This is a genomic window from Xanthomonas sp. NCPPB 2586 (assembly GCF_041475775.2).
Taxonomy (GTDB): domain Bacteria; phylum Pseudomonadota; class Gammaproteobacteria; order Xanthomonadales; family Xanthomonadaceae; genus Xanthomonas; species Xanthomonas campestris.
Genome location: NZ_CM192981.1, coordinates 2,980,037 through 2,992,739, shown reverse-complemented (window position 1 = coordinate 2,992,739; position 12,703 = coordinate 2,980,037). Strand labels below are relative to the sequence as shown.

Annotated in this window: 13 protein-coding genes; 9 read left to right on the top strand and 4 right to left on the bottom strand. The window is 65.6% G+C overall.

Going from position 1 to position 12,703, the window contains the following annotated elements; all coding sequences use genetic code 11:
• Nucleotides 1–45 precede the first annotated feature (45 nt).
• From ACCQ09_RS12805 to ACCQ09_RS12790, 4 genes are all read right to left on the bottom strand, one after another.
• On the bottom strand, nucleotides 46–813 hold the full coding sequence (locus ACCQ09_RS12805) for a hypothetical protein (RefSeq protein WP_040941448.1): 768 nt from the start codon (nucleotides 811–813) through the stop codon (nucleotides 46–48).
• A 258-nt stretch (nucleotides 814–1,071) separates the two neighbouring features.
• Complete coding sequence (locus ACCQ09_RS12800) at nucleotides 1,072–1,467, bottom strand: c-type cytochrome (RefSeq protein ID WP_228427884.1); 396 nt, start codon at nucleotides 1,465–1,467, stop codon at nucleotides 1,072–1,074.
• Nucleotides 1,468–1,499: 32 nt separating this feature from the next.
• Nucleotides 1,500–2,846: a cytochrome c gene (locus ACCQ09_RS12795; protein ID WP_011036845.1), complete on the bottom strand. Its 1,347-nt coding sequence runs from the start codon at nucleotides 2,844–2,846 to the stop codon at nucleotides 1,500–1,502.
• Nucleotides 2,847–2,902: 56 nt separating this feature from the next.
• Nucleotides 2,903–3,496 carry a cytochrome b gene (locus tag ACCQ09_RS12790; RefSeq protein WP_228427885.1) on the bottom strand — a complete coding sequence of 198 codons (594 nt, stop codon included), beginning with the start codon at nucleotides 3,494–3,496 and terminating at the stop codon, nucleotides 2,903–2,905.
• A 330-nt stretch (nucleotides 3,497–3,826) separates the two neighbouring features.
• On the opposite strand from ACCQ09_RS12790, the gene ACCQ09_RS12785 reads away from it, so the two are divergent.
• The 9 genes from ACCQ09_RS12785 (at nucleotide 3,827) to ACCQ09_RS12745 (ending at nucleotide 12,692) form a co-directional block, all read left to right on the top strand.
• Entirely contained in the window at nucleotides 3,827–4,249 is a 423-nt protein-coding gene (locus ACCQ09_RS12785; protein ID WP_011036847.1) for a sugar 3,4-ketoisomerase, read from the top strand.
• Nucleotides 4,250–4,394: 145 nt separating this feature from the next.
• Nucleotides 4,395–5,537, top strand: a complete 1,143-nt coding sequence (locus ACCQ09_RS12780; RefSeq protein ID WP_040941447.1) for a DegT/DnrJ/EryC1/StrS family aminotransferase — start codon at nucleotides 4,395–4,397, stop codon at nucleotides 5,535–5,537.
• On the top strand, nucleotides 5,534–6,787 hold the full coding sequence (locus ACCQ09_RS12775; protein ID WP_011269881.1) for an O-antigen translocase: 1,254 nt from the start codon (nucleotides 5,534–5,536) through the stop codon (nucleotides 6,785–6,787). Before ACCQ09_RS12780 ends, ACCQ09_RS12775 begins: the two co-directional genes overlap by 4 nt.
• The gene (locus ACCQ09_RS12770) at nucleotides 6,784–7,722 is read left to right on the top strand and encodes a glycosyltransferase (protein WP_040941446.1); all 939 of its coding nucleotides are present in this window, start codon (nucleotides 6,784–6,786) and stop codon (nucleotides 7,720–7,722) included. Before ACCQ09_RS12775 ends, ACCQ09_RS12770 begins: the two co-directional genes overlap by 4 nt.
• A 1-nt stretch (nucleotide 7,723) precedes the next feature.
• Entirely contained in the window at nucleotides 7,724–8,860 is a 1,137-nt protein-coding gene (locus ACCQ09_RS12765) for a hypothetical protein (RefSeq protein ID WP_052844683.1), read from the top strand.
• A gap of 36 nt (nucleotides 8,861–8,896) precedes the next feature.
• On the top strand, nucleotides 8,897–9,751 hold the full coding sequence (locus tag ACCQ09_RS12760; protein WP_228427886.1) for a Wzz/FepE/Etk N-terminal domain-containing protein: 855 nt from the start codon (nucleotides 8,897–8,899) through the stop codon (nucleotides 9,749–9,751).
• Between the two features lie 161 nt (nucleotides 9,752–9,912).
• Nucleotides 9,913–10,758: a class I SAM-dependent methyltransferase gene (locus ACCQ09_RS12755; RefSeq protein WP_011036853.1), complete on the top strand. Its 846-nt coding sequence runs from the start codon at nucleotides 9,913–9,915 to the stop codon at nucleotides 10,756–10,758.
• Nucleotides 10,759–10,770: 12 nt separating this feature from the next.
• Nucleotides 10,771–11,985: an amidohydrolase family protein gene (locus ACCQ09_RS12750; RefSeq protein ID WP_040942332.1), complete on the top strand. Its 1,215-nt coding sequence runs from the start codon at nucleotides 10,771–10,773 to the stop codon at nucleotides 11,983–11,985.
• A gap of 8 nt (nucleotides 11,986–11,993) precedes the next feature.
• The gene (locus tag ACCQ09_RS12745; RefSeq protein ID WP_040942331.1) at nucleotides 11,994–12,692 is read left to right on the top strand and encodes a class I SAM-dependent methyltransferase; all 699 of its coding nucleotides are present in this window, start codon (nucleotides 11,994–11,996) and stop codon (nucleotides 12,690–12,692) included.
• Nucleotides 12,693–12,703 lie beyond the last annotated feature (11 nt).

Below are 12,703 nucleotides of genomic sequence, written 5' to 3'. Positions count from 1 at the left end.
GGTTATCGGTCAGTGCCCATCACCGGGCAAAAGGTTGCGTCTGGATCAGAACGACTTGGAGACGCTGCTCAGCCAGGGGGTTTCGCCCGGTCCGCCCTGCATGCGCGGGGTGTTGTTGCTGGTGATCACGCGCTCCAGCTTCAACGCCCAGCCGGCACGGCTCCAGCACAGCCCCACCTGTCCGTATTGATAGCGGCCGGCTTCGCTGGCGCCGTAGGCCATTGCCGGAAATCGCGACGACCCCGCGCCCAGCACCAGGCTGACATCGTGACGCAGCGGCACATTGGCGGTGACGTCGACCGCCACATTCCACGGTGACTGGTCGGCGCGCGGGAAGTTGAAGACCGAGACCGAAAAGGTGAGCACATCGCGGTAGGACCAGGCCAGGCTGCCTTCCTGACGGTCGAAGGTGCGCGTGGCCTGGTTGGTCGGGTAGCCGTAATACAGTGCGCTGGCCTGCATCTGCCAGCGATCGCCCAGCATCCAGGCGCGCCCGATCTGGGCGGTGACCGCCACCGGGTCGCTCAATGACGGCGACTGCAGCGCGCCGGACACCGAGACCGACCACCCGGGCGAGGGCAGCCAATAGCCGGCCATCTGCAGGGTGGCCTTGTCCGGCGCGATCGAGATGCCGCGGTCGATCAGGCTGGAGGAGGCCGAAACAGCGCCGCCGACATCGTCAGCCAGGGCGTGGCTACACGGCCCCAGCGTGAGCGCCAGGGCGAGCCATAGGCCGTTGGCAGGCCCCGGGTGGCCTGCGTTTCGAAAGGAGGCCGAAGCGCCGCGGTGCAGGCGGGCAGGCGGGGTCAGCATGGCCCATAGCTGCCCGCTGCCATGCTCAAATGGGCATAGCAGGGCGGGCGATCGGCGCTGGCGATGAAGGCGTGCGGCAACGGTCGGTGTCTACGGTGAACGGTGGGCGATACTGCCCGGTCGGGCCAGGTGCAGCCGCGTCGGCAACAGCGGTTCCGTTCGTATACGCGAACAAATCACTGCCGACAACGCAGCTGGCCCAGGGCAGTCAGGCGCCGTGCACCGCGCCTGACCGTACGCTGCCGGTCATGCCCAGCCTCATTTGAGGCTGTTGAGATAGACGATGAGTGCTTCCAACTCCTTGGGATCATCCAGGCCTTCGTACTTCATCTTGGTGCCGGGCAGCGCCTTGGACGAAGACTGCGACAGGTAGGTCTTCAGCTGTGCCGGCGTCCACTGCCACTTGCTGTTCTTGAGCGCGTCGGAGTAGTTGCTGTAGTCCGGCAGGCTGGCCGCCTGGCGGTTGCCAATGCCGAACATGGACGGGCCTTTCTTGTTCTTGCCTTGCGTTGCGCTGTGGCATTCGGCGCATTCGGCCATGAAGGTGTCCTTGCCCGCACCGTCGGCGGCACGCGCCGGCGGTGCCAGGGTGGCGCCGGCCAATAGCAGGCCGGCGAGCGGGGCGCACAACAGGGTCTTGTGGAATGGATGCATGGGGGTCCGTCGGATACGTGCAGCGATGGGGATCAGAACGCCAGGTTCACCGACAGCGAGAAGCTGTCCAGATCGCGCGGGTTGGTGATCGGGGGGCCACGGAACACGTTGGAGGTGCTGCCGTTGAACTTGTCGAAGCGGAACCAGCCGGCCGACACGCGCAGGTTGGCGTTGGTGGTGTAAGTGCCTTCGCGGCCGAACGGGCTCCAATACACCAGGATCAGATTGCTGGTTGTGTCGGGAATGCCGACCGGCGAATAACGCGCCGCATCGAAGGAGCCGGTATTGATCATGTGCGCGGCCAGCACGCCGTAGGTCTGCTTGAACGCGTAGTTCATGCTGAGGGTCTGGTCACGCACGCTGCCGCGATCCAGCGGGCCCATGCTTGGGTCCGAGGACACCAGCGGGCTGCCGTACTTGCGGCGCTCGTAGATGTTGACGTAGGCCAGCGACATGGTGTGTTCGCGGGTGCCGAGGAACTGATAGGTCAGGTCGTAACCCAGGTCGGTGAGGTCGTCGCTGGGCCCGTTGCGCGGCCGCTGGCGGCGCGTGTTCAACGCGGTCATGCCGATCGAGAAGAACTGCCGCTTCATGTCCTTCATGTAGGCCACGCGTGCGTAGCTGGTGTCGCTGAGCCTGCCGGGGTCGCCGTTGATCGGCCAGCCCAGGCGGTCCTGCGTGTCGGTGGAAAGCGCCTTGTAGGTGCCCACTTCGCCGTACCAGTTGCGGTCGTACAGCCCGTAAACGCTGGCGCCGATCACGCGGTTGGACAGCGCCGAGGAGCTGAGCATCGTGGAGGCGCCGCCATTGGAGGCCGGTGTCAGCGTCGAGGCATTCGGCAGCACGTGGATCGGGTCGGAAATACCTGGGTTGTTATTGACGCTGACGCCGAGCATCGCGTCCTTGCCCGCCATCTGGAACGGCTTGCTGACAAAGCGCAGATCCACATCGTCCAGGCGCGTGTCGAAGGTGGCGTTGCCGCTGTTGTTGGAGCGGATCTTCGAATAGCCGCCGATATTGTCGTTGACCCGGCCGGCCAGATACAGATCGGCCTGGGTGAGACGCGCGGTGCTGTCGCCGCGGCTGGGGTTGGTGCGGGCCCAGGTGAGCTGGCCGGAGGCCGGGATCTTGGTGCCGTTGCCGTCAGTGTCGGTGAAGCCGCCCAGCTTGAAGCGCATGCCGTAGGGCGTGAGCGAGGGACCGTAGGAGCCGATGTGGCAGTCTGCGCACGACGAACCGGTTTGCCGCGCGAACGAGGGAATGGCCTGGGCCTGGGTGCTGGCAAGCAGCAGCAACGGGCCGGACACGCACAACATGGAGGTCAGCGACGCCGTGCGTGCGGCATGGGTGCGGCGGGGAGCGGGCAGTGTGGAAGGCATGGGAAGTCCTTGTTCGGCGGTGCGGGAGCGGGCGAGGGCGGGCAGCAGGAAGCGGGTCATCGGTGATGTTTGCCGGGCAGCACGCGATGCAGCAGGCCATCGCGCAACACCAGGTGGTGCACGAGTGCGGCAACGATATGCACCATGACTAATGCGAGCAGTGCCCAGGCCGCATTCAAATGCCAGGTGCCGAGGGTGTCGGCCAGGTCCTCATCCGCAGCGACCAGGTTTGGCAGCGTTATCCCGAACAGATAGACCGTTTTGCCGTAAGCGTTGCTCAGCGACCAGCCGATCAGCGGCAGCGCAAGCATCAGCGCGTACATCGCCACATGCGTGCCACCGGCAGCCAGGCGCATGATCAGCGGCGAGGGCGGGCCGGGCGGCAAGGCGCGCAAGCGCAGACGCAGGCTGACGCGTAAGACGAAGAGCAGCAGCACCATCAGGCCAAAGTGGCGGTGGCCTTCCAGCAACCACTGCCGCAGGGCGCGGCCCTCCAGTTCGGCGCGCAGCAGGATCAGGCTGGCGGCCATCACCAGGCACAGCACCGTCAGCCAGTGCAGGACACGCATGGAGCGGGGCAGGGGAACCACGCCCGGCGCGGTGGTCGCCGACGGCGGCGGCAGTGCGTCGGCGCCGTTACTGGCGGACATGTCAGGGGCATGCCGGGGGGCATTCATCGGGTTGGGGTCCTCTTCGGAGGTGGTCGTTGGATCCGGTAATGCGATGCGTCGCCGGGCCTGCGCTCCCCACGCCGGCCATGACAGCCAGGTGAACGTGCACGGATATGTGCGGCGATGCCGACGAAAGGTTGCATCGCCGTGAAATCGCACCGCCGGTGCGTCGTGCATGGGCGTGTACGCAATGAGATGGGCGTGCCTGTCTGGCGTGTGCGTATGGCGTGACGGGCCGCAACCTTTCGCACATCCGGACGCACTCAGGCATGTCGCACTACGTGCAGTCAGCGGTTACGCCCCCGGAACATGGCCATCGAACGCATCCAGTTGCATACGCACGGCGACGACCGCGGGCTGCTCATTTCATTGGAGCAGCAGCGCAACGTCCCGTTCGAGATCCGTCGCGTGTACTACATCTTCGGTACGCGCCAGGGCGTGCATCGCGGCCAGCATGCGCACCGCCAGCTCAACCAATTGGCAGTTGCCCTGCATGGGTCGGTGACGCTGCTGCTGGATGAAGGCCAGGGCCAGGGCCCGGAAGAAGTGGTGCTGGACGACCCGTCGCAGGGCGTACTGCTCGGGCGCATGGTGTGGCGCGACCTGCACCAGTTCAGCGAGGACTGCGTGTTGATGGTGCTGGCCGACCAGTACTACGACCCGGGCGACTACATCCTGGACTACGACGAATTCCTCACCGAAGCCCGCGGCGTCAGCCGGCTGGAGGCATGAGCATGCGCAAGCCGTTGGTCATCATCGGGGCGGGCGAGTTTGCGCAGATCGCTGGCCGCATTGGTCGTAGTCGCAGTGCACGTCGTTGCGAGCGCGTCATTGGGCCTGCGTTCGTGAATTTGAGTGCGTGCCTGTCTGAGCAGACATGCGTTGGAACATTCAGTCAATGACGCTCCCTGAAATTCCCTTTCTGGATTTGCGTGCCGTCAACGCGCGTTACACGGATGCGCTCAAGGCCGCCGCTGCGCGGGTGATCGATTCGGGCTGGTATGTGCTTGGCCAGGAGTTGGCGGCGTTCGAAGAGGAGTTCGCCAGCTACTGCGGCGTGCAGCAGGCGGTGGGGGTGGGGAACGGGCTGGACGCGTTGTCGCTGATCCTGCGCGCTTACCGCGAATTGGGCGTGTTGCGCGAGGGCGATGAGGTGATCGTGCCGGCCAATACGTTCATTGCGACGTTCCTGGCGATCAGCCACAACCATCTGGTGCTGGTGCCGGTGGAGCCGGATCCGCAGACCTTCAACGTGGACCCGTGCAGGGTGGAGCGCGCCATCGGGCCGCGCACACGCGCCATTCTGGCCGTGCATCTGTACGGACAGCTTGCCGACATGCCGGCACTGCAGACGTTGGCGCACCGCTATGGCTTGCTGCTCATCGAAGACGCCGCGCAAGCGCATGGCGCAAGCCGCGACGGTGTGCGTGCGGGCGCGTTCGGCGATGCGGCGGCGTTCAGTTTTTTTCCCACCAAGAACCTTGGTGCGCTGGGCGACGGCGGTGCGGTAGTGACCTCCGACCCGCGCCTGGCCGAGCGGGTGCGCGCGCTGCGCAACTATGGCTCGGAGGTGAAATACCAGCATCTGTTCCAGGGGGTCAATTCGCGCCTGGATGAGCTCCAGGCGGCCTTCTTGCGGGTCAAGTTGGGCTATCTGGATGAGGAGGCTGCACAGCGCCGCGCAGTGGCCCAGCGTTACCTGCAAGAGATCGATCACCCCTGGATCACGTTGCCCCCGGTGGCGCATGCCGAGCAGCATGTCTGGCATCTGTTCGTGGTGCGTAGCCAGCGCCGCGATGCCTTGCAAAGCCATCTGCAGCACCTCGGTATCCAGACCCAGATCCATTACCCGGTGCCGCCGCATCTGCAGCCGGCCTATGCCATGCTGGGCGATACCTGCCTGCCGATCAGCGAGCAGCTGCATCGCGAAGTGCTGAGCCTGCCGATGAGCCCGGCGCTGGACGACGCGGCAGTCAGCCGCGTCATCACCGCCTGCCAAGTGTTCGGTAGCGTACCGTGAATCTGGTGCGCAGCAGCGCCTACACCGGCGTTGCGACGCTGGCCAAGCTGCTGGCGGCGCTGGTGGTGATCAAGTTGGTGGCGGTGTTTGCCGGGCCGCAGGGAGTTGGCCGGCTGGGGCAGTTCCTGGCCCTGATGTCGGTGCTGGCGGTGCTGGCCGGTGGCGGCATCAGTACCGGCATCGTCAAGTATGTGGCGCAGTACCGCAGCGATGCACTTGCACTGCAACGACTGTTGAGCGCAGCACTCGGCTACGCCTGTGGTGCGGCGTGCGTGATGGCAGTGCTGGCGCTGGTCTTCAGCGACGTGCTCGCCGAACGGTTGTTGGGCGATGCGCAGGCGCGTTGGCTGATCTGTGTGCTGGCGGTGGCGCAGATCGGCATCGCGCTGGTCAACTACATCCTGGCGATCATTAATGGCTTCATGGACGTACGCCGGCTCGCCATCGTGCAGGTGAGCGGGGCGGTGCTGAGTGTTGCCCTGGTCGCCTGGCTGGGCAGCGGGTGGCAGTTGCAAGGCGCCTTGCTGGCGTTGGTGCTGGGCCAGGTGCTGTGGTTGATCGCCGCCGTGCCGGCCTTGCTGCGCAGCCCGTATTTCCAGCGCGAGATGCTGCGCATGCGGCTGGATGCGCAGATGACCCGCCAGCTTGCGGCGTTTTCGGTGATGACCCTCACCGCCACGTTGGTGCCGCAGCTGGTGGGCATGCTGGTGCGCGATCATCTGGCGCTGCAGTTTGGCTGGCAGCAGGTTGGCTACTGGCAGGCGGTGAGCCGGGTCTCCGATGCCTACCTGTTGTTCTTTACCACCGCGATCAACGTCTATTACCTGCCCAAGCTGGCCTCGCTGCAGGACCGGCAGGCACTGCGCCGCGAGCTGCGGACCGCCTATCGTTACGTGATGCCCGCGGTGGTGGCGATGGCCGCGTGCGTCTACCTGTTGCGTGACTGGGTGACCTGGCTACTGTTCGATGCCCGCTTTGCCGCAGCCGCTCCGTTGTATGGCCCGCAGCTGCTCGGCGATGTGATCAAGATCGCCGCGTTCGTGCTGTCCTACGTGATGCTGGCCAAGGCGATGACGCGGCTGTTCGTGGTGTCCGAATGCGTGTTTGCCGCCAGCTATCTGGGGCTGGTGTACCTGTTCACTGCACAGTTCGGCCTGATCGGCGCCATGTATGCATTTGTCGTCAACTACGTGCTGTATCTGCTGTTCAACATCGTGGTGGTGCGCCGTTATCTGAGGACGACGGCATGAGCCTGCTGGAACGCCCGAGCGGACGTGCGCGCTGGCCGCTGGTGTCGGTGCTGATTCCCGCGTTCAACCATGCGCGTTTTGTGCAGCGCTGTCTGGACAGCGTGCTGGAGGACCCGTACCCGTCCAAGGAGATCGTCATCATCGATGATGGCTCCAGCGATGACACCGGCGAGCAGATCGCCGCATGGATCGCGCTGCACGGCCATCGCATGCCGGTGCAGTTCGTCCAGCGCAGCAACCGCGGTGTGGCGGCCACGCTCAACGAGCTGGCATTGCGCGCGCGCGGGGAGTATCTGCGCATTTGTGCGAGTGACGACTATCTTCTTCCTGGCGGACTGCACGTTCAGGTTGACTACCTGGTACGCCATAGGAATAAAGCGGCGGTCATCGGCGATGCGATCGTGATCGATGGTGATGGCGCGACCTTGCATGCAAGTGCGATGTCCGGACTCCATGGAGTGAGTCGCGGCCCTTACGCAAGCGATGACGGGATTCGCCGCGAGATCATTTGTAGGTGGGCCGTAAGCGGCGCCGTATTGCTGCTGCGCAGGAGTACGTTCGCGGCAGGTCTCCGGTGGAACGAAAGCCTTCGGATTGAGGATTGGGACTTTTATCTCAGGCTTGTATCGAAAGATCTGCTTGCGTTCATTGATGTTCCGGTGTGTGCGTATCGGCTCCATGGAGCGAATGCAAGCAAGACGCGTGATCCTGGAAAGAGGCTAAGCAACCTGACCGAATTCCTGGAGGTCGCTTCTGCGTCCCGTCATATTTTTGGTCGCAGGGACCAGCGATTCATACTCGCTCAATCCAGCTTGATCTCATCCAAAATACATTTCATCGAGAAGAGATACCTGCAGGCATCGGGATTTCTTGTGCTGTATCTGACGAGAAGTGTCTTGGCGAAAGCAGGGTGGGACAGGATGGTCAGCTCATAACATGAAGGGCAATCTCATCAGATGGCCATCGATGTTTCTATGGCCGCCAATGCTGGCAAGTTGTGGCATCACCTATTGGATCTACGAGCTGCCGTCCGGCTATCTCGCAGGATTGTGGATTCTGGGTTTTGCTGCCTCGTTGACTCTGTTGATGGACGCATTGCTCGGCACCCGCTTGCCAAGCGTGCAGCAGTTCCGCCTGCAGCGATATGCCGGCACGCGCGAATCATTCCTGGTGATGGCGCTGGCCGCCGGGGTGGCGGTGTTCTGCCTGCTGGACGTGGCGTTGTTTCCGATTCCACTGTTCAGTGACCCGTCTTCGTATGCCACCTTGAGTCCGCTGCGGGCACATGTGCGGCACATCTCCAACATGTGCTGGATCCTGCCGCCGATTGCGCTGCTGTGCGTGCGCCACCGCGGGTTGCGCACCGCGATGGTACTGGTTGGGTTCGTATTTCCGATCGTGGTGATCGACCGCAATCGCATCTTTGCCGGGCTGTTCTCGTTCGTGGTGGTGCTGTTGCTGCGCCGCGACCCGGCGCGGCAACTGCCCTGGAAGCGCATCGCCTTGCTGGTGATGGCGGGTGGCGCGGTGTTCTCGGTGCTCGGCGCGCTGCGTTCGGGTTCGCTGGCCACCGTGGCGCTGCCCTTCAGCGCGTTCTACCGCGCCATGCCGCAAGGCGTGCAATGGCTGCTGCTGTACATCAGCGCGGGCCCGTACAACTTCGGCGCGATCCTGGCCAAGGGCTACGTCAATGCCAGCTTTCTGATCAACCAGCTGATGCCGCTGGGCGGCTCCATCGCCACCGCCGACACCAGCATTCCGCTGGATGCGCCCAATATCAACGTGGGCACCGAGTTTTTCCCGTTCCTGATGGCCTGGGGCGCACCCGGCGCGGTGATCGCACTGCTGGCGCTGTATGCCGCCTTGCTGTGGAGCGTGCGCCGGCTCAATGCGTCGCTTTCGATCTTCCACGTGCTGATCTTTTTGCGGATCGCCTACGCCTGCCTGATGTCGCCGTTCGCCCCGCAGGCATTCACCTGGACCAACTTCGCCTTCATCGGCCTGTGCCTGGGCTTGCACGCCTGCACGCTGCTGTTGCCGAACCGCCGCGCCCTGCCGGTTGCCTCCGCGTAGCCGCCCCCATTGTTTTCGATTGCCGAGCCAAGCCTGATGAAAGATGAAGACGAGATCTACCTGATCGACCTGTGGCGCATCCTGCTGCGCGAGTGGCGCTGGGCGCTCGCCGCGCTGCTGGTGGTGCTGGCAATCACGTTCGCCTTTACCCGCGTGGCCAAGCCGCAATGGGAGGCCACGGCCTGGATCCAGGTGGGCGAAATCGGGCCGACCCCGGCCGGGCGTGATCCCATGGTGGAGCCGTTCCAGCGGGTGATCGACCGGATGAAGACGCGGCTGTTCCAAGACGCGGTGCTGACGCACGCTGGCGTGCCGCTGAAGAGCCGTGCCGCGCAGCTGTACCGCGGCAGTCTCAAGCCCGATCCGGACCCGTATGCCAACCTGATCGGCATCACCATCCGCGCCGAATCCGCAACACAGGCACGCACGCTCGCAATGGCCACCGTCGCGCAGTTGCAGGCATTGCATGGCCAGACCAACACCGCGGCGTTGGCGCTCGCGAAGACGCGCCTGCGCGGCCTGGACGAGGACCTGCGCGTGGCGACGGCCAGCCGCGCGCAGCTGCAGCAGCAGTTGGGCAGCCCGCAAGCCAATGACCAGGCCACGCCTGCGCAGGTGCTGGCCGGCGTCCTGCTCACCGACAGCAACACCACCATCCGCGCCTTGAAGGCCGAGCGCGACGATCTGGTCGCACGGCTCACCGAGCGCTACACCTACCAGACCTCGCTGGCGTGGCCGTTGTATGTGCCGGACCACCAGGCGTTCCCGAACGCGATCATGGCCTGGGCCGCCGGCATTCTCGGTGGTGGTGCGCTTGGCGTACTGGCCGCGGTGTTGCGAAATGCCGTGCGCGGTCGCGGACGCGGGCAGGCACCGCACGCGACGGTGTGAGTGCTGCGACGCGCATTCGTTCCACCCGGATTGGGCGCACGCAGTGCCGCAACCAAAGTGGCGGCAGCCGGCACTCACTGTTCAATCAAGCGATGCCGCGAGTGCGGCGCCGCGTCTGGAGAGTGTCGTGACAACAGCAGGACCGGTGGGAGAGCGCGCGCATGTCGGCAACCAATGAGCCACTGGCGCGGCGTGGCCGCGGTGTGGATGCGTCGCAGTTGCTGGAAACCCAGCGTGCCTTCGACAGCGTGGCTGCCGACTACGATGGGCCGCGCGGCAACAACGCGCTGATCCAGCGCATGCGCACCACGCTATGGGACACCGTGGCCACCGAACTGCCGGTCGGTTCGCGGCTGGTGGACCTGGGCTGCGGCACCGGGCTGGATGCAGGCGAGTTCGCCAGCCGTGGTTACAGCGTGCTGGCCACCGACTGGTCGCCGGCCATGGTGGCGCGCACCCGTGAGCGTGCTGCCCGACAAGGCCTTGAGGAGCGCCTCACTGCCGCGCATGTCGGCATCCAGCAGCTGGAGCGGCTGGAAGGCGAGTTCGATGGCATGTATTCCAACTTCGGCCCGCTCAACTGCGCGCCGGACCTGCCGGCCGTCGCTGCCGAGTGCGCACGCCTGCTGCGCCCGGATGGCTGCCTGGTGTTTTCGGTGATCGGGCGGATCTGCCCGTGGGAAGTCGGCCACTACGCAGTGCGCGGCCGCTTCAAGCGCGCGGCGGTGCGTGCGGCGCAGGGTGCGACCGCGGTGGGCATGAACGGCCACACCATCTGGACCTGGTATCACCTGCCGCGCGAGTTCTACCGGGCTTTCAGCCAGCACTTCGTGCTCGATCGCTACCAGGCGTTGAGTCTGTTCCTGCCGCCGCCGTATCTGGTGGACTTCTATGAGCGCCATCCGCGCCTGTCCGCGCGCCTGGGGCAGTTGGACGACCGCATGGGCGGCTGGCCGTTGCTGCGCGACATGGGCGATCACTTCCTGATCGTGATGCGCAAGCGCTGAGTGGAGACCGCGATGGCCATGGCCGATGTGTGCCTGTACGGCGCGCGCGCGATCACCCTGGCCGGGCCATCGCGCGCGCCGGTGACGCTGCGTGCCGGCCACTTCGGTGGCACGCTGGGCACCGGCACGCTGCGGCTGGATCTGCAGGGGCATGTGCTGGCGCCGGGCCTGATCAACGCGCATGAGCATCTGCAGATCAATGCCGTGCCGCCGCTGCCGCAGAGCGCACCGTTCGCCAACAGCTATGCGTGGATCGATGCCTTTCAGGCGCATTTTCAGCGTCGAGAGGTGGCCGTTGCGCTGCAAGTGCCCAAGGACGTACGCCTGCGCCAGGGTGGTCTGAAGAATCTGCTCGCGGGGGTTACCTGCGTGGCCCAGCACGATCCCTGGCACGCCGCACTGGATACGGCCGATTTCCCGGTGGCGGTCCTGCGTGCATTCGGCTGGAGCTATGCGTTGGGCGGGCCAGCTTATGGGCCGCCGGTGCAGGAGAGTTTCGCCGCGACCCCGTCCGGGCAGCCCTGGATGATCCATCTGGCCGAAGGCACCGACGCGGTTGCACGCGCGGAGCTGGACGCCTTGGACCGTCTCGGTTGCCTGGCCGGCAACAGCGTGCTGATCCATGGTGTGGGGCTGGGCGAGCAGGATATCGACCGCATCATCGCCTGCGGTGCGGCCGTGGTGTGGTGCCCGTCGAGCAATCTGGCGCTGCTCGGCCAGACGCTGGACCCCTGGCGTCTGTGCATGGCCGGGCGGCTGGCGCTGGGTAGCGATGCGCGCGTCAGCGGCGGGCGCGACCTGCTCGACGATCTGCGCCTGGCCACCGACAGCGGGTTGGCCCCGGACCTGCTGCTGGGCCTGGCCACGCATCAAGCGGCGCGCATCCTGCGCCTGCCCGCGCGCGGCAGCCTGGCACCGGGCGCGGTGGCCGACCTGGTGATCGTGCGCGACCGCGGCGGTGAGCCTGCGGCGAGTGTGGTGGGTTGCAGCCGCAGCCAATTGCGCGCGGTGATCCGCGATGGCAAACCGCGGATTGCCGACCCCGATTTCGCCCACTGGTTCGACGCAGCCGGCATCGCAACCTTGCCGGTGTTGCTGGATGGCTGCCCCAAATTGCTGGACGCCGCGTTGGCCGATCCACAGGTGCTGGCACTTGAACCCGGCGTGCAGCTGCTGTCGCCGCACACGCATGCCGCAACGCGCGTGGCATTTGGAGCGGCGCAATGAACAGTGCAATGAGCAGTGTGCCCACGCTGGAGCCGGCCGCAGCGTATGCGCTGTGGGCGCAGGCGTATCCGCCGCACGCGCACAACCCGGTGATGCTCGCCGAGCAGCGCGCCATGCTGGCGCTGTTGCCCACCGACCTGCGCAGCCAGCATGTGCTCGATGCCGGCTGTGGCAGCGGGCGCTACATGCTGCAGGCGCTGCAACGCGGCGCTGCGCAGGTCACTGGCGTAGACCTCTCGCCGGAAATGCTGCAACGCGCCGCGCACGAACTGGCGCAACGCTGGCCCGCCACGTGCTTCTCCCTGCAGCAGGGCAGCCTGGAACAGTTGCCGGTTGTCGATGCCATGGCCGACATCACCGTGTGCGGCCTGGTGGTCGGGCATCTGCCACGGCTGTGGACGGCGCTGGAGCAACTGCGGCGCGTCACCCGCATCGGCGGCAGCGTGCTGTGCAGCGACGTGCATCCGATCGGTCATGCGCTGGGCTGGCGACGCGACTTCAAGGCCGACGGCCAGCACTACGCCATCCGCCATACCCAACATCTCTACAGCCATTGGCATTCGGCATGCGCGGCGCTGGATCTGGCGATCGAGGCGGTGGCCGAGCCGATGCTCGATCCTGCCGACATCCCGCCCGGCGCGCGCTTCGACACCGCCGCGCTGCAAGTGCCGGTGGCGCTGGTGCTACGCCTGCGACGGCTCGCGTGAGCGGCATGGTG